Source organism: Ruegeria sp. PrR005 (assembly GCF_010500245.1).
GTDB lineage: Bacteria > Pseudomonadota > Alphaproteobacteria > Rhodobacterales > Rhodobacteraceae > Ruegeria_B > Ruegeria_B marisflavi.
On record NZ_JAAGOX010000014.1, the window covers coordinates 43,891 to 63,422 of the forward strand.

The 19,532-nt window shown below is 63.9% G+C and carries 18 protein-coding genes; 11 read left to right on the plus strand and 7 right to left on the minus strand.

The features are described 5' to 3' along the window. Positions 1 to 6: 6 nt before the first annotated feature. Genes G0P99_RS10945 through G0P99_RS10955 form a run of 3 tightly spaced genes read right to left on the minus strand, consistent with a single transcriptional unit; the run spans position 7 to position 2,784 of the window. Positions 7 to 1,269, minus strand: coding sequence for a TRAP transporter large permease (locus G0P99_RS10945; protein WP_164129687.1), 1,263 nt, complete (start codon positions 1,267 to 1,269; stop codon positions 7 to 9). 3 nt (positions 1,270 to 1,272) lie between these two features. Continuing rightward, positions 1,273 to 1,752, minus strand: a complete 480-nt coding sequence (locus G0P99_RS10950) for a TRAP transporter small permease (RefSeq protein ID WP_164129689.1) — start codon at positions 1,750 to 1,752, stop codon at positions 1,273 to 1,275. Between the two features lie 30 nt (positions 1,753 to 1,782). Continuing rightward, positions 1,783 to 2,784: a TRAP transporter substrate-binding protein gene (locus tag G0P99_RS10955; RefSeq protein WP_164129690.1), complete on the minus strand. Its 1,002-nt coding sequence runs from the start codon at positions 2,782 to 2,784 to the stop codon at positions 1,783 to 1,785. Positions 2,785 to 3,283: 499 nt separating this feature from the next. On the opposite strand from G0P99_RS10955, the gene G0P99_RS10960 reads away from it, so the two are divergent. The 4 genes from G0P99_RS10960 to G0P99_RS10975 are packed head-to-tail and all read left to right on the plus strand — an operon-like array spanning position 3,284 to position 8,991. Then, positions 3,284 to 4,921, plus strand: coding sequence for a GMC family oxidoreductase (locus G0P99_RS10960; RefSeq protein ID WP_164129692.1), 1,638 nt, complete (start codon positions 3,284 to 3,286; stop codon positions 4,919 to 4,921). A gap of 59 nt (positions 4,922 to 4,980) precedes the next feature. Beyond that, a complete protein-coding gene (locus tag G0P99_RS10965; protein ID WP_164129694.1) occupies positions 4,981 to 6,609 on the plus strand; it encodes a long-chain-fatty-acid--CoA ligase in 1,629 nt (542 codons plus the stop codon). A 1-nt stretch (position 6,610) separates the two neighbouring features. After that, entirely contained in the window at positions 6,611 to 8,353 is a 1,743-nt protein-coding gene (locus tag G0P99_RS10970) for an aldehyde dehydrogenase family protein (RefSeq protein WP_164129696.1), read from the plus strand. 35 nt (positions 8,354 to 8,388) lie between these two features. Next, positions 8,389 to 8,991 carry a TetR/AcrR family transcriptional regulator gene (locus G0P99_RS10975; protein WP_164129698.1) on the plus strand — a complete coding sequence of 201 codons (603 nt, stop codon included), beginning with the start codon at positions 8,389 to 8,391 and terminating at the stop codon, positions 8,989 to 8,991. 96 nt (positions 8,992 to 9,087) lie between these two features. On the opposite strand, the gene ald is transcribed toward G0P99_RS10975, so the two are convergent. Beyond that, the gene (gene ald, locus G0P99_RS10980; RefSeq protein ID WP_164129700.1) at positions 9,088 to 10,212 is read right to left on the minus strand and encodes an alanine dehydrogenase; all 1,125 of its coding nucleotides are present in this window, start codon (positions 10,210 to 10,212) and stop codon (positions 9,088 to 9,090) included. A 139-nt stretch (positions 10,213 to 10,351) separates the two neighbouring features. Between ald and G0P99_RS10985 the strand changes: the two genes are divergently transcribed. From G0P99_RS10985 to G0P99_RS10995, 3 genes are all read left to right on the plus strand, one after another. Further along, a complete protein-coding gene (locus G0P99_RS10985; RefSeq protein ID WP_164129702.1) occupies positions 10,352 to 10,810 on the plus strand; it encodes an Lrp/AsnC family transcriptional regulator in 459 nt (152 codons plus the stop codon). A 190-nt stretch (positions 10,811 to 11,000) separates the two neighbouring features. Further along, on the plus strand, positions 11,001 to 11,891 hold the full coding sequence (gene ppk2, locus G0P99_RS10990) for a polyphosphate kinase 2 (protein WP_370462757.1): 891 nt from the start codon (positions 11,001 to 11,003) through the stop codon (positions 11,889 to 11,891). A gap of 127 nt (positions 11,892 to 12,018) precedes the next feature. Further along, positions 12,019 to 12,882 (plus strand): DUF302 domain-containing protein, encoded by an 864-nt coding sequence (locus tag G0P99_RS10995; protein ID WP_164129706.1) that lies wholly within the window; start codon positions 12,019 to 12,021, stop codon positions 12,880 to 12,882. A gap of 79 nt (positions 12,883 to 12,961) precedes the next feature. Here G0P99_RS10995 and G0P99_RS11000 read toward each other — a convergent pair whose 3' ends face one another. After that, entirely contained in the window at positions 12,962 to 13,474 is a 513-nt protein-coding gene (locus G0P99_RS11000) for a MarR family winged helix-turn-helix transcriptional regulator (RefSeq protein ID WP_164129708.1), read from the minus strand. 107 nt (positions 13,475 to 13,581) lie between these two features. On the opposite strand from G0P99_RS11000, the gene G0P99_RS11005 reads away from it, so the two are divergent. Beyond that, positions 13,582 to 14,739 carry a cytochrome P450 gene (locus G0P99_RS11005; RefSeq protein WP_164129710.1) on the plus strand — a complete coding sequence of 386 codons (1,158 nt, stop codon included), beginning with the start codon at positions 13,582 to 13,584 and terminating at the stop codon, positions 14,737 to 14,739. A gap of 9 nt (positions 14,740 to 14,748) precedes the next feature. Here G0P99_RS11005 and G0P99_RS11010 read toward each other — a convergent pair whose 3' ends face one another. Continuing rightward, entirely contained in the window at positions 14,749 to 15,984 is a 1,236-nt protein-coding gene (locus tag G0P99_RS11010) for a CAP domain-containing protein (protein WP_164129712.1), read from the minus strand. Positions 15,985 to 16,304: 320 nt separating this feature from the next. Here G0P99_RS11010 and G0P99_RS11015 point away from each other — a divergent pair, with 320 nt between their 5' ends. Beyond that, on the plus strand, positions 16,305 to 17,306 hold the full coding sequence (locus G0P99_RS11015; RefSeq protein WP_164129714.1) for a DMT family transporter: 1,002 nt from the start codon (positions 16,305 to 16,307) through the stop codon (positions 17,304 to 17,306). A 136-nt stretch (positions 17,307 to 17,442) separates the two neighbouring features. Here the strand turns inward: G0P99_RS11015 and rpsU are convergent, their stop codons facing one another. Then, on the minus strand, positions 17,443 to 17,649 hold the full coding sequence (rpsU, locus tag G0P99_RS11020) for a 30S ribosomal protein S21 (RefSeq protein WP_008207378.1): 207 nt from the start codon (positions 17,647 to 17,649) through the stop codon (positions 17,443 to 17,445). 109 nt (positions 17,650 to 17,758) lie between these two features. Between rpsU and G0P99_RS11025 the strand changes: the two genes are divergently transcribed. Further along, a complete protein-coding gene (locus G0P99_RS11025) occupies positions 17,759 to 18,439 on the plus strand; it encodes a COQ9 family protein (RefSeq protein ID WP_164129716.1) in 681 nt (226 codons plus the stop codon). Between the two features lie 63 nt (positions 18,440 to 18,502). After that, positions 18,503 to 19,486, plus strand: a complete 984-nt coding sequence (locus G0P99_RS11030; protein WP_164129718.1) for an NAD(P)H-quinone oxidoreductase — start codon at positions 18,503 to 18,505, stop codon at positions 19,484 to 19,486. The last annotated feature ends 46 nt before the right edge of the window (positions 19,487 to 19,532 follow it).

Consider the following 19,532-nt stretch of genomic DNA (forward strand, 5'->3'; position numbering starts at 1 on the left):
TTACTCCTATGGTGTCACGAACAACAACGAGAGCTGCGGGATGAATGTCACCAGCAGCAGGATGCCGATCATGATAGCGATGAAGGGCAGGACCGAAACGCAGATGTCCCGAAACCGCTCTCGGAACGCCGTCATCGCGACCAGGAGGTTGAGCCCGACAGGCGGGGTCAGCAGGCCGATTTCCAGGTTGATCACCATGATGATCCCGAAATGCACCGGATTGATGCCAAAGCTGTGCGCGGCGGCAAACAGGATCGGACCCAGCAGCAGGATCGCCGAGACAACGTCGATCAGGCAGCCGATGATCAAAAGCGCCGCGTTCACCGCCAGCAGGAATGCGATTTTCGAACTGACAGCGCCTTGAAGCCAGGAGGCGAAATCCTGCGGAATGCCTTCGATTGCCAGGATCGTCTTGATCGACAGCGCCACCGCCACGATGGGAAACAGCGTTCCCAGCATCTGCGCGGTCTGAAGACCAACGGCAAAGAAGTCCCGTATGCCCAATTCGCGATGGATGAAGATCTCGATCAGCAAGGCATAGCCGACCGAGACCGCCGCCGCCTCGGTCGGCGAGAAATACCCGCTATAGATCCCGCCCAGCAGGATCACCGGCAACAACAGCGACCAGATCCCGTTGCGCAAAGCGGCAACCAGGCGGGGCAGGGAAAAGGCGGTGCGCGGCACGTGGCGGTTCCGGATCACGCTATAAAGACCCAGCGCCAGCGTCAGCAGCACGCCGGGTATGATCCCGGCAAGAAACAGGTCGACGATCGAGGTCTCGGTGATGATCCCGTAGATGATCAGCGGGATCGACGGCGGGATGATGATGCCCAGTGTCCCTGCCGAGGTGACCGCGCCCAAGGCGAAACTCCGGGTGTAGCCCGCGGTTTTCAGGGCCGGGTACATGACCGCCCCAACGGCCAGCAGCGTCGCGGGCGATGATCCCGAAATCGCCGCAAAGAGCGCGCAGCTCAGGATGGTGGCAAAGCCCAGCCCGCCGGGCATCCATTGCGTCGCGGCACTGACGATCTCGATCAGCCGTTCGGCGATAGACCCGCGCGACATCAACGCGCCCGCGATGATGAACATCGGGATCGCCAGCAGGACGGAATTGTCCATCGCCGTCCAGATGTCCTCGATCAGGTAGACGATGTATCCGTCGCCCCAGACCAGGTGTACATAGGCGGTCGCGGCCAGCAGGATGAGGATGACGCTCTGGCGCAAAACCAGCAGGATGGGGAAAAGGGCAAACAGACCAAGCGTTTCCATGGCTCAACCCTCTCCCGCCGGGCCGGGCCGCAACGCCGGTTTGAGAAAGAAGATCAGGTGCCGCAGGGCCGCGGTGCCAAAGGCATAGGGAAACACCAGCTGGACAGGCCACAGAGGGATGCTGATCACCTCTGCCTTGTCCCCGAAGCTGATCGACTCCGACACGAACTCCACGGAATACCAGCACAGACCGGCAAACAGCAGCGCAGAGACCAGATCGCCGACTCGGTCCACCCATGCAAAGGGCAGAACGGTGTCGGCGAAACTGGCGCGCAGGTGGGCATTGTTGCCCACCGCAATCGTCAGGCCGAGAATGCCGGCGATGATGGCGCCGAAGACGGCGATCTTCTGGGCACCCCAGATCGCCTGCGAAAGGATTTCGCGGGCGAACACATCCGCCAGCAGCAGGCCACAGGTCACGGTATATGCCGCGACCGCGACCATCCCTTCGACCCGCAGGAGGGTTTCGAGAAAGCGCTTCATCTTTTCACAACCTGACGTCGCGGTTTGCGGTTATGCGCCGCAGGCCGCTTTGGCCTCGGCGATACGGTCGGCAACCGCTTGAGCGTTTCCGCCCGCTTCGGCAATGACGGCGTCGAGCACACCGGTCGCAGACGCTTTCCAGGCCCCGGCCTCCTCGGGGCTCAGCTTGTGAACCGGCACACCGCCCGCTTCGAGCTGACCCAACAGCGCGGGTTCAGCGCCCAGAATGCCCTCGGTCAGTTTCGGCCCGGCGGCGGTGAACACGCCAAGCCACTGTTTCTCCTGATCGCTCAACTTGGACCAGGTGCGCTCGGACACGGCGGCGGTGCCGATCAGGCGCGCATGGTTGGTCACGGTGACATGCGGCGCCACCTTGTGGGTGCCGATGCCAATGCCGAACAGGGTCGGGAACCACGCCGCATCCACGGCTCCGGTTTGCAGCGCCGGAATGGTGTCCGAGGTCCCCATGGGCACGCCCTGCACACCCCAGGCATTCGCCAATGCGGCATCCGCAATCGACGGGGCGATGCGCATCTTCAGCCCGTTCAGGTCCGCAGGGGTCGACAGCGCCTCTTTCGAGAACAGCACGTAATGCCCGACCTCCATCCAGGTCAGCGGCACCACCCCGGCGTTTTCCATGATCTCGCCCAACACCCCTGACAGGTGTTCATAGGTAACGCAGGTTCCCTGTTCAGGGCTGTCGAACAGATAGGCCGCCGACGGAATCGCCATTTCCTGGCTCAGCAGGGTCAGTGGAACGTTGGACACGAACGCAATGTCCAGACGCCCCTTGGCGGTCTGGCGCAGAATGGTCTGCTCGTCCCCGGCCTGTGCGTCCAGCAGCAGGTCGATCTTCAGCTCGCCACCCGAAACCTCCTCGATCTTGGCGGCAACGCCGGTCACCCATTTGCCCCAGGGCGACCCCGAAGGCGCCACCGACCCAAGCTTGAGAATCGTCTCGGCCGACGCGGGCAAGGCCGCCAACGTCAGGGCAGCGGACACAGCTATTCCATGCATAATCTTGGTTTTCATCATCTTCCTCCCTTTTCCAGCGCGTCGCCTGATCCGTTCAAGGACGGGTTTCGCGCTGTCTCCTGGCTTCATTCATAAACACAAGCTGGATAAAAAAACTAGACAAATGTTCAGTACTAATAGTTAAGTCAAAGCGGCAGGCCACTCGACGGAAGCCTCCGCGCAGATCTGTGCCGGTTATCTTTCCGTCGCCTTGCCATGGGAGGATGTAATGGAAACAATGGTTTGCGGTGCGGTTTTCGCGGTACCGGCTCGCTTTTCAACATGCGCTGCCGCGTCGACGGCTTGCGTGTCATCGTGGGGCATAGGGACGAATCGTTCGCCATCGGCAGCGCGTGTTTCGGCGATTGCGCCCGGTGACGGCAGATTTCTGGAGATCTCGAAAAAGCCCGGCTTTGCCGAGATCCGAGTACATTAACACCAGTCGGCCGGGCCAAAAGTACCGGTCGTGGGCCCCCGGGTCGTTCCGGGCCTGGGCGGACAGGGGAGGAAACAGGAAATGAGCTATGATTTCGTAATCGTTGGTGGCGGATCTGCCGGGGCGACCATCGCGTCGCGCCTGAGCGAGGACCCAAAGGTCAAGGTTTGCCTGCTCGAGGCGGGCGGCAGCGGCAAGGACATCCTGATCCGCGCACCGATGGGCGTTGTGGCGATGCTGCCCGGCTATGGCAAGATCAACAACTGGGCCTTCAAGACGGTGCCGCAGCCGGGGCTGAACGGGCGCCAGGGCTATCAGCCGCGCGGCAAGGCGTTGGGCGGCTCCTCCGCCATCAACGCGATGCTCTATGTGCGCGGCCAGAAAGAGGATTACGACAGCTGGGCCGAACTGGGCAACGATGGCTGGGATTGGGACAGCGTCCTGCCCTATTTCAAGAAGGCCGAAAACAACGTGCGCGGCGGCGACGCGGTGCATGGTGACAGCGGGCCGCTCCAGGTCTCGGACCAGAAGGCGCCACGTCCGATCTCCGAGGCATTCATCGAGGCCAGCACCCAGATGCAGATCCGCCGGACCGAGGATTTCAACCGGGGCGACAACAGCGGCGCGGGCTATTGGCAGGCGACCATCCACCACAGCCCCGACAAGAATGGCGAGCGCTGCTCGGCCGCGGCGGCCTATCTGTTCCCGGTGATGGACAAGCGCCCGAACCTGACCGTGATCACCAAGGCGCGCACCACGCGCATCCTGTTCGAAGGCAAGCGCGCCATCGGGGTCGAATACCGGGTCGGCAAGGCGACGCATCGCGCCATGGCGGGAAAGGAAGTGATCCTGAGTGCTGGTGCCTTCCAGTCACCGCAGATCCTGCAATTGTCCGGCGTCGGCCGGGCACAGGATATCACCCCGCATGGCATCGGCATGGTGCATGAACTGCCCGGCGTCGGCCAGAACCTGCAAGATCACCTCGATTTCATCCTCGCCTATACGACCAAAGACACCGACAATATCGGCATCGGCCTGCGCGCCACGGCCAAGCTGTTCGGCGAAATCCTGAAATGGCGCAAGCACGGCAATTCGATGGTGGCCTCGACCATCACCGAGTGTGGCAGCTTCTTCAAAACCGACCCGTCGCTGGACCGGCCAGACGTTCAAACCCATTTCGTGATCTCCATCGTCGACGATCACGCGCGCAAGCTGCACCTGGGTCACGGCTATTCCTGCCATGTCTGCGTGTTGCGCCCGCATTCGCGCGGCGAGGTGTTCCTGCAATCGGGCGACCCGATGGCCGATCCCGGCATCGACCCGAAATTCCTCAGCGACGACCGCGATCTGCAAACCCTGATCAAGGGGGCCAAGATGACCCGCGCCGTGCTCGAAGCCCCGGCAATGGGGAAATACAAGCACAAGGAACTCTTCGGGGTGCATGACAACACCACCGACACCGAATGGGAACAGCACATCCGCAACCGCGCCGACACCGTCTATCATCCGGTCGGCACCTGCAAGATGGGCGTCGACGAGATGGCCGTGGTCGACCCGCAGCTAAAGGTGCGCGGGCTCGACGGGCTGCGCGTGGCCGATGCCTCGATCATGCCGCTCTTGGTGTCGGGCAACACCAATGCGCCCTCGATCATGATCGGCGAGAAATGCGCCGACATGATCAAGACCGAATACAGTGCCATGGCCTCCGCCGCCGAATGAGATAACATTGCGGGCCTGCCAGCGGCAAAGCCCGGCCAAAAAACACAGGGAGATCACCCATGCTGGGATCCATGATGAAAAAAGAGCTGCTGATCAGCGACCTGATCGTGCATGCCGGGAAGTACCACGCCGATACCGAGATCGTGAGCCGCGAGACGACAGGCGCCCTGCACACCAACAACTGGAGCGATGTGGCGGTCAGATCGCGCAAGCTTGCCTCGGCGCTCCAGACCTTGGGGTTGCAACAGGGCGACCGCGTTGCCACGCTGGCCTGGAACAACCACCGCCATCTCAAGATCTGGTTCGCGGTCTCGGGCGGCGGCATGGTCTGTCACACCCTGAACCCGAGGCTTGCGCCGGACCAGTTCATCTTCATCTGCAACGATGCCGCCGACCGGGCGATCTTCTTCGACAAGACGTTCATGCCGCTGATTACCGGCACCAGGGCGCATCTGAAGACCATCGAACATTTCATCTTCATGGGGCCGCGCGATGCCGACGTCGAGGCAGCCTTGCCCGAAGCGCTCTTCTATGACGAGTTGATCGAAAAGGGCGCCGACGATTTCGAGTGGCCGCAGTTCAGCGAGGATACGCCCTGTTCGCTCTGCTACACTTCGGGCACCACGGGCAATCCCAAGGGGGTGCTCTACACCAATCGCTCGACCATGATCCACACCTTCGCGATCAGCCTGCCCGACGGGCTGAGCCTGTCGAGCGAGGAAACTATCCTGCCGGTGGTGCCGATGTTCCACGCCAATGCCTGGGGCATCCCCTATGCCGCCGCGATGACAGGTGCCAAACTGGTGATGCCGGGGCCAATGCTGGATGGCGACAGCCTGCTGCGTCTGATCGACAGCCAGAAGGTGACGCTGGCGCTGGGCGTGCCGACGATCTGGATGATGCTGCTGGCCGCGGCCAAAAAGTCGGGCTCGAAGATGGACTCGCTCAAACGCAATGTGATCGGCGGCTCGGCGGCGGCGCCGTCGATGATCGCCACCTTCCGCGATACCTATGGCTGCGACACGATCCACGCCTGGGGCATGACCGAGACCTCGCCGCTGGGCACCGCCAACCGACCCAAGGGCAAGCACGCGGATCTCGATGCCGATACCATGGCGCTGTTGCGTCTGGGGCAGGGGCGCCCGCCCTTTGGGATAGACATCCGCATCGTCGATGACCGGGGCAATCCGCTGCCCCATGACGGCAAGGCCGAAGGCGCGCTGCAATGCCGGGGCCACTGGGTGGTCGACACCTACTTCGGCAAGGACGCACCAGCCACCACCGGTGACGGCTGGTTCGATACCGGCGATGTCTCCACCATCGACGGCGACGGGTTCATGGTGATCCGCGACCGCACCAAGGACATCATCAAATCGGGCGGCGAATGGATTTCCTCGGTCGATCTCGAAGGGATCGCCGTTTCCCACCCCGGCGTCGCCATGGCGGCCGCCATCGGTGCGGTCCACCCGAAATGGGACGAGCGCCCGATCATCGTCGCGGTCAAGGCAGAAGGAGCCGACCCCAGCCAGGACGACATCCTCGCGCTCTACGAGGGCAAGGTCGCCAAATGGCAGATCCCGGATCTGGTGGTGTTCACGGATGCGATCCCGCTCAACGCCACCGGCAAGATGCTCAAGAACAAGCTGCGCGAGCAGTTCGGCAATGTCCTGATCGAGAAAGGAGCCTGACATGCTCGACGCTGCACAACTGGATCTGCGCGACCAGGACAGCCTCTATGACGAATACGAAACCGCCCTGGCCGCGCTGGACGCGGCCAAGGACCGCTGGGCGCGCCTGCCCGTGCCTGACCGCATCCGGCTCCTGTCCGGGATGAAGGACGGGATCATGACGGTGGCCCAGGGTTGGGCCGATACCGCCGCCCGCAAAAAGGGGCTGATCCCGGGTACCGCCGTCGCCGGCGAGGAATGGATCGCCGGGCCCTATGCCTGCATGGCCGGGTGCAACGCCCTGATCGCCACCCTGTCACAGATGCAGGGCAAGGCGTTTCTCGACCACCTGCCGACCCGCGAACTGGTCACCGGCCAGCTGGCGGTCAAGGTCCTGCCGCACTCGATCTGGGACAGGCTGCTGCTGTCCGGTGTCACGGCCGAGGTCTGGATGCAAAAGGGGGTGAACCCGGCGAACCTGAGAGATCATGTCGCCATCGCCTATGACCAGCCCGAGGCCAAGCGCACCGGCAAGGTCGCGCTGGTGCTGGGCGCGGGCAATGTGAACGCGATCACCCCGCTCGACGTGCTGCAAAAGCTAATCCTGGAAAACCAGGTGGTGATCCTCAAGATGAATCCGGTCAACGACTATCTGACCGACTATTACAAGATCGCCATGAAACCCTTCATCGACGAAGGGTACCTGCGCATCGTCAAGGGCGATGCCAAGGGCGGCGCCTATCTGTGCGACCATCCTATTGTCGAAGAGCTGCACATCACCGGCGCCGACACCACCCATGACGCCATCGTCTGGGGTGTGGGCGAAGAAGGCGCCAGAAACCGCAAGGCAGGCACGCCGAAAAATTCCAAACGCTTCACGTCCGAGCTTGGCTCGGTCAGCCCGACCATCGTCGTGCCGGGCCCCTGGACGGCGGCCGATATCCGGTTCCAGGCCGAAAACATCGCCACGATGAAGCTGCACAACTCAGGCCACAACTGCATCGCCTGCCAGGCGCTGATCCTGCCCAAGGGCTGGGACAAGGGCGCGCGGCTGGTGGACGCGGTCAAGACGGTGGCCGCCAGTTCCACCCGCCCCGCCTGGTATCCCGGCGCTGAACAACGGCTGGAAACCTATGCCCGGCACGCGGGCAAGGCCGACAGGGTCGATCGCGGCCCGAACGCCCCGGCGCTCATCGTGGGCGAACTGGGCACGGATCACTTCAATGCCTCGTGCGAGGTGTTCGCCCCCGCGCTCAGCATCAAGGAACTGGACGCCCCCGATCCCGCCCCCTATCTCGAAGCGGCCATCGACTATGCCAACACCGAGCTTTGGGGCACGCTGGGCTGCCAGATCCTGATCCACCCCAAGACAATTCAACAGATCGGCAAAAAGCGCTTTGAAAAGATCGTGGCGAAACTGCGCTATGGCACCATCGGCATCAATGGCTGGTGCGGGCTGGGCTTTCTGATCACCGCCTGCCCCTGGGGTGCCTTTCCCGGCCACACGCTGAACGATATCGGTTCCGGCATCGGCACGGTGCACAACGCCTTCATGCTGGAAAGGACCGAGCGCACGGTGATCCGCGCGCCCTGGCGGCCGTTTCCGCGCGGACTGTTGTCAGGGCAATTTTCGCTGCTGCCGCGGCCGCCGTTCTTCATTACCAACAAGCGCCAGCACAAGATCGGCAAGGCCCTGACCGCGTTCCAGTACAAGCCCAACTGGTTCAAGCTGCCCGGCATTTTCTATCACGCCCTGCTGGGGTGACATCAGGCCACAGATCACGGAACAATCTGACCCAGATGCCAGCCAAACTGAAACAGCGCGCCGAACGCAAGTCGGCCAAGCGCGAGGAAAAAAAACGCCAGATCGCGCAAAGCGCGATCGAGGCGCTCAAGGAGCTTGGCTATGCCAATACCTCGCTGCGCGACATTGCCGAGAAAAGCGATCTGTCGCTTGGGATGCTGCACTACTATTTCGAAGACCGCTCTGACCTGATCATCTATTGTGTCTCGATCTACAAGCAGGCCTTCGTGCGCGAGATCGCCAGCGCGCTGACCCAGGCCGAGGGCCGCGATCAGGTGATAGCTGCCTTTTCCAATGCCCTGGTCACGTCGATCTTCGACGACGGCATGATCCACCGCCTGTGGTACGACATCCGCACGCAGGCCATGTTCGACGAAACCTTTCGCCCCGTGGTGGCCGAGATCGAAGAGATGCTGATCGACATCGTCCGCACCGCCTATGAAAAGGCGGGGCAAGCGGACCCTGCCCAGGTCGAAATCCGCTATGCGCTGCTGGACGGTGTGTTCCGTCTGCTGATGCAGCGGCAGATCGGCAACACCGCGCGCCCGCGCGCGGAACTGCTGGCCACGTTCAACGCCTTGCTTGGGCAGTTCTTCTGACACCCGCGGTGCGTCCCCAGGCGATGTCGCATCCCGCTGCAAAGAAAATCCCGCCGGACTGGCCGGCGGGATCGCTTTTTTGCAATGTCAGACCGCTCAGGCCGCCTGCTTGACCACCAGTTGCGGCGATACGACGTCGATGCCCAGGGCTTCGCCAACCGCGTAATAGGTCAGCTTGCCGGCATGCACGTTCAGGCCGTTCAGCAGGTGAACGTCATCGGCGCAGGCCTGTTTCCAGCCCTTGTTGGCCAGCGCCAGCATGAACGGCATGGTGGCGTTGCCCAGTGCGATGGTCGAGGTGCGCGCAACCGCGCCCGGCATGTTGGCGACGCAGTAATGCATGATCCCGTCCACTTCGTAGATCGGGTCGGCATGGGTGGTCGCCCGCGAGGTCTCGAAACAGCCGCCCTGGTCGATGGCCACGTCCACCAGCGCCGCGCCGGGCTTCATGGTCGACAGTTGCGCGCGGCTGATCAGCTTGGGCGCGGCCGCGCCCGGAACCAGAACCGCACCGATCACCATATCGGCCTGCGCCACCAGCTCGGCGGTGTTGCCCTTGGACGCGTAAGAGGTCTTGAACTCGCCGCGCATCGTGTCGTCGAGATAGCGCAGACGCGGCAGCGACATGTCCAGCACGGTCACATCCGCGCCCATGCCTGCGGCCACGCGGGCCGCATGGGTGCCGACAACGCCGCCGCCGATCACCACCACGCGGGCCGGGTTCACGCCGGGCACGCCGCCCATCAGAACACCGCGGCCGCCATTGGCCTTTTGCAGGGTCCAGGCACCGACCTGCGGTGCCAGCTTGCCGGCCACTTCCGACATCGGCGCCAACAGCGGCAGGCCGCCGTTGCGGTCGGTGACGGTCTCATACGCGATGCAGGTCGCGCCCGAGGCCAGCAGATCATGGGTCTGGTCCGGGTCCGGCGCCAGGTGCAGATAGGTGAACAGCAGCTGGCTTTCGCGCAGCATCTTGCGCTCGACGGCCTGGGGCTCCTTCACCTTGACGATCATGTCAGCGGTGGCAAACACCTCTTCGGCGGTGTCCACAATCCGCGCGCCGGCGTCGATGTAATCCGCATCCTCGAACCCGGCACCCGCACCGGCCTTGGTTTCGATGATGACGTCGTGACCGTTCGCAACCGCTTCGCGCGCCGCGTTCGGGGTCATGCCAACCCGGAATTCCTGGGGTTTGATTTCCTTGGGGCAACCGATTTTCATTTTTGCGTCCTCCGTTCGCAATCTGCCTAATATTTTGGCAGGTCCCGCAAACAATTTCTGTGAAACTCCACTCGTCATTTGCATGTTTTTTGCGATATTCTTCGAACTATGATCATCAATACGCAAAGGATGTGCGCGCATGAGCCTGGATGCGACAGATCGAAAGATTCTCGCGGCCCTTCAGACACGGGGCCGGATGTCCAATGCGGACCTGTCGGAACGGGCCAACCTTTCCCCCTCTGCCTGCCACCGGCGGGTCCAGCGGTTGGAGGCTGACGGCTACATCCGCGACTACGTGGCCCTGCTGGATGCGCGCAAGATGGGGCTGCCGACCACGGTCTTTGTCGAAATCACGCTTCAGGGCCAGGCCGACGAATTGCTCGATGCCTTTGAAAAGGCGGTGTCGCGTATCCCGGACGTGCTGGAATGCCACCTGATGGCCGGTACCGCCGACTACATCCTGAAAGTCGTGGCCGAGAATACCGAGGATTTTGCCCGCATTCACCGCCAGTACCTGTCCCGCCTGCCCGGGGTGGCACAGATGCAAAGCTCTTTCGCGCTCCGGACCGTGTTCAAGACCACGGCCCTGCCGGTCTGAAGAGGGTGCCTTGCAGCGGCCGCAGGATCTCCCATCTACAATCGCAGGCCCCGGTTCGCGCGGTTTGATTTCCCGCAACGACAAACGCCCGCAGCCGTGACATGAGATTTTCATTCAGCCCGCATACGGGTCAGATTTGTTAGACAGCCGAAAGGAAATCATTTTGACCAATGACACCAACGATCCGTCGATGGAATGGCTCGAGGCCGAACTTGAGGATTCGCTGGACGAGGATATCGAAATCGAGTTCAGCGAGCCGATGCTCTCGATGGAGATCCGCAAGATCTACAAGGACCAGCATCCCGACATGCTGGATCGGCAGACCTATTTCCGCAACCTGCTCAGGCTTCAGGCCGAACTGATCAAGGTCCAGGACTGGGTCGAACATACCGGCGCCAAGGTCTGCATCCTGATGGAAGGGCGCGACAGCGCCGGCAAGGGCGGGGTGATCAAGCGGATCACCCAGCGACTGAACCCGCGCGTCGCGCGTGTCGTGGCGCTGCCCGCACCCTCGCGCCGTGAGCAGAGCCAGTGGTATTTCCAGCGCTACGTGCCGCATCTGCCCGCCGGGGGCGAGATCGTGCTGTTCGACCGCTCCTGGTACAACCGCGCGGGCGTCGAACGGGTGATGGGCTTTGCCACCGACGATCAGGTGGAACAGTTCTTTCAGGACGTTCCCGAGTTTGAACGCATGCTGGTGCGCTCGGGCATCATCCTGCTGAAATACTGGTTCTCGATCACCGACGAGGAACAGCAGATGCGATTCCTCATGCGCATCCACGATCCGATGAAACAGTGGAAACTGTCGCCGATGGATCTGGAAAGCCGCATCCGCTGGGAACAGTACACCAAGGCCAAGGAGGCGATGTTCGAGCGCACCAACATCCCCGAGGCGCCCTGGTACATCGTCGAGGGCAACGACAAGAAACGCGAACGGCTGAACTGCATCGAGCATCTTCTGTCGAAGATTCCCTATCACGACATCCCGCACGAAAAGGTCACGCTGCCCGACCGCAGGTACAACCCCGATTACGAACGCCGGGTGCTGCCGGACGAGCTCTACGTCCCCAAGGTCTACTGATCCGCTATTCCAAAGAGAGTGGACCGGAGGCAATTTTTTCTTCCGATTGACGCCCCCCGCCGTAAGCTGGCGGGGGGGGCCGTGCCGAGGTGTGGCCCCTGCCAGTTTGCAATGACTTGGAGGACAGATGTTTCACAGGTGTTTCCTGACTGCGGCCGGTTTGGCCATCGCATTCTTCGCGGCCCCGGCAAGTACCGCGCCGCTGCAAGAGGGGGTCGATACGGCCTTTGACCAGATCGCAAGCGCAGCCGCCGACGCAGGTCTTGCCCCGGTTGTCGCGATCGACCACGCCCGGCTGGCTGACGCCGAAGGGGTCGAGATGCCGCCCGCCCGGGTGCAGATCTTCTCGGACCCGGCGGTCAACACGACCCTGCTGGCGCAGGACATCCGCGCCGGGCTTGACCTGCCGTTCCGGGCACTGGCCTATGCCGGGGCGGACGCGGTGCAGGTGGTCTATACATCCGCCGATTTCCTGAAACACCGCTATGGCCTCCAGGATGCCGAGGCGCTGGCCGCCTTTGACGCCGCGCTGGCCCCGGCGCTTGACGGGCTGGACGGGGTCAAGCCGATGCCGGTGCCGACCCAAGGTCTGGCCGCCGACTATGGCATTCTCGCGCTGCAAAGCCGCCACGATGTTCCCGAAACCGTTGCCCGCCTGCGCGCCATCGTTGCGGCGCAATCCGATACGGTCTGGTTCGGCGAGGTCGATTTCGCCGCCGAGGCGGCGGCGCTTGGCATTGATCTGCCGCCCGCGGTGCTGCTGCTCTTTGGCGGCCCGGCGCCCGGTGGCGTGGCCATGGCCAAGTTCCCGTCAATCGGGGTCGATGCGTTCTGCCAGAAACTCTTTGTCCATGCCGCGCCCGAAGGCGGTTCGGTGGTGCTGTTCAACAGCATCGTGGCGCTGGCCGAACTGCACTACGGCGCCTCGGCGCCGCCGCATGCGATGCTGGACGAGCGGTTGGCCGCGACCTTTGCCAAGGCGCTGGAATAGGCCGGGCAGGGGGCGCTGCCCCCCGCGCCTGCGGCGCTCCCCCCGGAGTATTTTGAGCGAAATGAAGGGACGGGTGGGTTCAGGGATCGGTGGCGCCCAGCGTTTCGATATTGTCGAGGATCCGGCGCAGATAGGTGGTGAACGCCTCGACTTCCTCTGGCGTGAAGCCGTCGAGCAGGCGGCGCTGGCGCTCCAGCGCGCTGTCGAGGATGCGGCCATGCATCCGGCGCCCGGCCTCGGTCAGGGTCCAGTGGCGGCGCCGTTCGTCGCCGTCCCGGGCTGCAGCCAGCCCCAGCGTTTCCAGGCGGCGCAAAGAGCGGCTGACCGCCGCCTTGTCAATGCCGATGGTGCGCGCCGCATGCGAGACCGAGCTGTCCGGCTCGCGCGTGAGCATCACCAGCATGCGCCAGTCCATCGCGCCGATGCCGAATTCCGATTGGTAATGCCGTGCTGCCGCCCGGGTGAACCGGTTCCCGGCAAAGGTGAGCAGGACCGTGGGCGAGCGGGTAAAACTGAGCGTGGCGGCGGCGGGGCCTTCAGCCGTGCCGTCGGGGTGGACAAGGAACAGGTCGTCGGAAAGGTCGATGGTCATGGGCTCCTGATCCTGATGCCACCGCAGCCTAGAGCGATTGTGTTGACACGACAACAGGCTTTGCGCAGAGTGGCCTGCATGTTGACATGACAACAGGGAGTCGCGCCATGTCGGATGCACCCATCTATGACATCGACCCGGGCGCCTTCTGGGCCGATCCCTATCCCGATCTGAAACGGATGCGGGTCGAGGCGCCCATCGCCTATGTGCCGCAACTGGGCGCGACGCTGATCACCCGGCGCGACGACATTTTCGAGCAGGAGAAGCGGGTGGAGGTGTTCTCTTCGGACCAGCCGCAGGGGCTGATGACCGTGCTGATGGGCCAGAACATGATGCGCAAGGACGGCGCGGCGCACATGGCCGAGCGCAAGGCGATCTTTCCCACCGTCTCGCCCAAGACGGTGAAACAGGTCTGGACCGCACAGTTCCGCGCCGCCGCCGAGCGGGTACTCGACGATCTGGCGCCGCGCGGCGCCTGCGATCTGGTGAGCGACTATGCCATGCCCGTCTCGGCCGAGGCGCTCAGGGCGATCACCGGGCTGACCAACATGGCGGCGGCCGAGATGGACCGTGTGAGCCAGGGCATGATCGACGGTTGCGCCAATTACGCGGGCGATCCCGCGGTCGAGGCGCGCTGTCATGACTGCACCGCCTCGATCGACGCCCATATCGACGCGATGATCCCGGTGCTGGATGCCAGCCCCGACCATTCGCTGCTCTCGGTGCAACGCCGCGCAGGTCTAAGCGATGCGCAGACCCGCGCCAATATCAAGCTCGCAATCTCCGGCGGCCAGAACGAGCCGCGCGATGCCATCGCCGGCACCGCCTGGGCGGTGCTCAGCCACCCGGAGGCGCTGGCGCGGCTGCGGTCAGGCGCGGTGCTCTGGCTGCGCGGGTTCGAGGAATATGCCCGCTGGATCTCGCCCATCGGCATGTCGCCGCGCCGGGTGGCACAGCGCGCCACGGTGCAGGGCGTGACGCTGGAACCCGAGGACCGGGTATTCCTGATGTTCGGATCGGGCAATCGCGACGAGAGCGTTTTCACCAATCCTGACCGCTTCGATCTGGATCAGGATATCGCACCGGCGATCTCCTTCGGCGCCGGACCGCATTTCTGCGCCGGAGCCTGGGCATCCAAGGCGCTGATCGGAGAGGTGGCGCTGCCGCTCCTTTTCGAACGGTTCCCGGGCCTCGCCCTGGACGGCGAGGCCCGGTTCGGTGGCTGGGCCTTTCGGGGGCCGCTCACCGTGCCGGTCCGCTGGTGACGGGCCGGATCAGAACAGGAAATCCCCGGCCTCCAGCACGCCGCGGCCTATCCCTTCGAGAACCATCACCTCACCCATGGCGTCGGTAATCAGGGCATTGTCGTCGGCAAAGCTCAGGTGGTTGGCAAAGAGATCGCCGAACCCCGTGATGCCCGCCGCCGCGCGCAGATCGATCCGGTCCGCCTCGCCTCCGGCGCCAAAGTCGCGGACAATGTCGCGCCCGGCGCTGAACACGAACAGGTCGGCCCCGGCGCCGCCCGCAAGATCGTCATTGCCCGCGCTGCCGTTCAGGTGGTCGCGCCCGTCCTCGCCGCGCAGCAGATCGTCGCCCGGACCAGCGATCAGCGTGTCGTTGCCGGTGCCGCCATAAAGCTGGTCGTTCTGTGATCCGCCCCAGATCCAGTCGTTGCCATCGACCCCCCAAAGACGGTCGGCGCCGCTGCCTCCGGCCAGCGTGTCGCTGCCCGCTCCGCCGCCAAGCAGATCGTTGCCGGCATCGCCCCGCACCCGGTCGTTGCCACCCCCGCCCGAGATCGTATCGTTGCCATTGCCGCCCGAAAGCCAGTCGTGGCCGTTGCCGCCGTTGAGGTTGTCGTGGCCATCCGCGCCGGTCATCCTGTCGTTGCCGTCGCCGCCCCAGGCCCGGTCATTGCCCGCGCCACCGTCGATCGTGTCATGGCCGGACCGACCGGCCAATACATCGTCGCCGCCGCCGCCTTCGATCCGGTCGTCACCCGCGGTTCCGTAGATCCTGTCAGCGCCAGCGCCGCCGATCAGGCCCGATCCGGCATCCACCTGGACCGGCGCCGAGGTCCGGGCGAAATTCTGCGTCACCATCACCGCATCCCACCCTCTGTAATCGCCCTGTTCGATGCCGATCCCGATCACCGTCACATCCGGGTTCAGGATATTGGCCCGGTGGCCCGGGCTGTTCATCAGCCCGGTGTGCAGGTCGATCACATCATCGGCCAGTCCCGGCGCGCCGCGTTCGCTCTGCCAGGCGATGTTCTCGGCCCAGGTCCAGTTGCCCGAGAACACGAACCCCGCATCCTCCATCCGGTCGCCCGGCGAACTGCCCCCGGCGCCGGTGTGCGAGAATACATCCCTGTCCAGCATCCACTGGCTGTGCACCTCGGCCGAGCTGTTCAGCCGCAGCTCCAGCGTCACCGGGTTCAGCCCCGCCGCCGCGCGCTCCTGGTTGATCAGGTCCAGCATCTGACGTTCTATCGTGCTTGCCACCGACATTTTGGTCTCCATCCTGTTTGCGCCTTTCCGGCTGCTCTCTCTTGCCCCGGTTCAATCGGGCGGGAACGGGGCCTTTGGTTTTCCCCGACCGCCAAGCGCCAGGCCGCTTTCCGGCCCTTCCGAATCGCGCGGAAAAAGGCGCAGCGCGCCGGTTCGGCGCGCCACCGGCGGAACTTGGCAACCGCCTCTCTGCACTTTGAGCGGAAAACCGGGGACCGCCCGCGCGCTCCGGGGCCGGTTCGCGACCCCGCTGTCGCCCGTCGACAAGACCGCCGATTCGATCCGGGGCGAAATGTGGCAGGTGCCAAGGGAAGAACGTGATGACCGCTGCCGATCCGAATACCTCCGCCGGGGCGGATCAGCCCGAAGGCGCGACCACGCTGACCGGCATCCTGTTCCTGCTGCTTGCCACCACGATCTTTCCGATCCAGGACGTGATCATCAAAAGCCTCAGCAGCGATTTTGCGGTGCATCAGATCGTGTTCTGGCGCTCGGTCTTCGCCCTGCCGGTCGCGCTGGCCATGGCCCGGTACGAGGGCGCGCTCTGGCCGCTCAAGATCGGGTCCTGGCCGTTGCAACTGACCCGCGCGGTGGCGGCGTTTTCGTCCTATCTCGTCTATTACATGGCGCTGGCCGCCATCGGTCTGGCCGAGACGGCGGCCATCACCTTCTCCACCCCGATCTTCGTCACCCTGCTGGCGGCGGTGTTCCTGGGCGAGCGGATCGGTATCTGGCGCTGGCTGGCGGTGCTTCTCGGCATGGCGGGGGTGCTGGTGATCGTGCAGCCGGGGGCGGCGGTGTTCGAACCGGCGGCCCTGCTGGCGCTGGCGGCGGCGCTGTTCTATGCGGTCTCGATCATCGCCACCCGGCGTCTGGGCAGCCGCACCAATGGCGGCACCATGACGCTGGTGACCCTGCTGGTCTATATCGTCGGCGGCACCGTGCTGGGGCTGGTGTTCTCGGGGCTGGAAACCGCCTCGCCGCACCCGAGCCTGGCCTTCCTCTACCGGGACTGGATCGCGCCCGCGCCGATGGACTGGCTGGCGCTGGCGGCGCTGGGGGTCACCTCGGGCATCGGGTTCTTCGCGCTCAGCCAGGCCTATCGCATGGCCGAGGCCAGCGTCGTCACCCCGTTCGAATACACCTACCTGCCCTGGGCGGTGCTGTGGGGCTATGTGGTGTTCGGGGTGCTTCCGGGCCTGTCCACCTGGATCGGACTGACGCTGATCGTGGGCTCAGGCCTCCTGATCCTGTTCCGCGAAACCATACGCGGCCGCCGCCTCGTCCGCCGCCGGGGTCTGGGCGTCATGCGGCAGCGTTAAAGGTGCTACAAAACGGACAATCCACCTGCCGGAGCCCGTACAAAACGGTCAAAACCCCCACAAACGACAAACCCCCGGGGCTGGGCCACGGGGGTCGTCAAATAGTGTCATCCAAAGCCGGACGAGAGCGAATGCCTCAGAGCATGCCTTCGCGCTGTGCTTTCTTGCGTGCCAGCTTGCGGGCACGGCGGATCGCTTCAGCCTTCTCGCGCGCTTTTTTCTCGGACGGTTTCTCGAAATGCTGCTTCAGCTTCATTTCACGGAAAACGCCTTCGCGCTGCAGCTTCTTCTTCAGGGCGCGGAGCGCCTGATCGACGTTATTGTCGCGAACACTAACCTGCATGTGGTTTTCACCACCTTTCTAAGTTGAGTTGCAAGGAATTGCAGGAGCCCGGCGTATAGCAAAGCGGGAACAACTTGTCTAGATAGTGGGTGAAACAAGGAGATGTGCCATGACCATGTCCTATGAACAGGCCAAGGACCGGCTGCTGGACGCCGCCCTGAACCATGTGGCCTTTGACGGTTGGACCGACGAAACCTTTCGCGCGGCGGTGGCCGACACCGGTTTGGACGCCGGGTACGCCCGCGCGCTCTGCCCGCGCGGCGCTGTCGATCTGGCGCTGGCCTATCACGCGCGCGGCGATGCCTCGATGCTGGAACGCCTCGCCGCCGAGGACCTGTCCGAGTTGCGCTTTCGCGACCGGATCGCGAGCGCCGTCCGTTTCCGGCTCGAGGCCGTGACGGACAAGGAGGCGGTGCGCCGCGGCGCCACCTTGTTTGCCTTGCCCGCCTATGCGGCCGACGGCGCCAAGGCGATCTGGGGTACCTGCGACGCGATCTGGACGGCACTGGGCGACACCTCGGAAGATGTCAATTGGTACACGAAAAGAGCAACACTTTCAGTGGTTTACTCTTCCACCGTGCTCTACTGGCTGGGGGACGAAAGCCCGGATCACCAGGCAACATGGGAGTTTCTGGACCGTCGCATCGACAATGTGATGCAGTTCGAGAAGTTCAAGGCGGATATCCAGAAGAACCCGTTGCTGAAGCCCTTTCTTGCCGGTCCCAACTGGCTGGCCGGGCAGCTGCGCGCACCCCGTCGTGATGGTGACCTGCCCGGATCGCTGGGGTGAACGAAACGATAACTTGCGGGGCCGGCCAAGGTCTTCGCGATCAAACCAACCCTAGGAGGTTCCATGTCCGAGCAGATGCGCGCGGTTGAAATCAGCAAGCCCGGCGGGCCGGAAGTTCTGCAACTCACCAACCGCCCGATGCCGGTGCCAGGGCATGGGCAGGTGGTGATCAAGGTCGCCTATGCCGGAGTGAACAGGCCCGACGCGCTGCAACGGGCGGGGGCCTATGACCCGCCGCCGGGCGCAAGCGATCTGCCGGGGCTGGAATGTTCGGGCGAGGTGGTCGCGGTCGGCCCCGGTGTCGATTCTCTGGCGCGTGGCGACATGGTCTGCGCCCTGCTGCCCGGGGGCGGCTATGCCGAATACGTGGCCACACCCGCCGCGCATTGTCTGCCGGTGCCCCAGGGCATGGGTCTGCGCGAGGCGGCATGCCTGCCGGAAACCTTCTTTACCGTCTGGTCCAACGTGTTTTCGCGCGGTGGCCTAAAGGCCGGTGAACGTTTTCTGGTGCATGGCGGGTCAAGCGGCATCGGGACAACCGCGATCCAGCTTGCCAACGCCTTTGGCGCCCGGGTCTTCACCACCGCCGGGTCGGACGAGAAATGCCAGGCTTGCCTGGACCTGGGAGCCGAGCGCGCGATCAACTACCGCAGCGAGGATTTCGTCAAAATCCTGCGGGCCGAAGGCGGCGCCGACCTGATCCTCGATATGGTGGGCGGCGATTATATTCCGCGCAATATCAAGGCTCTGGCCGACGATGGGCGGCTGGTACAGATCGCGTTCCTGCAAGGGCCGGTGGTCGAGCTTAACTTTGCCCTGATGATGGTGCGCCGCCTGACGATTACCGGTAGTACGCTCCGTCCGCAAAGCGACCTGGCCAAGGCACAGATCGCCCAGGACCTGCTGGAAGCGGTCTGGCCACTGATCGAGGCGGGACGAATTGCGCCGGTGATGGACAGCGAATTCGATCTGGCAGATGCGGCCGCGGCCCATGCCCGGATGGAAAGCTCTGGCCATATCGGTAAGATCGTACTCAGAGTCGGTTGAGTCCGGCCCATTCCCTTCTGCCTGCGCCCTTGCCGACGTCCTTCTG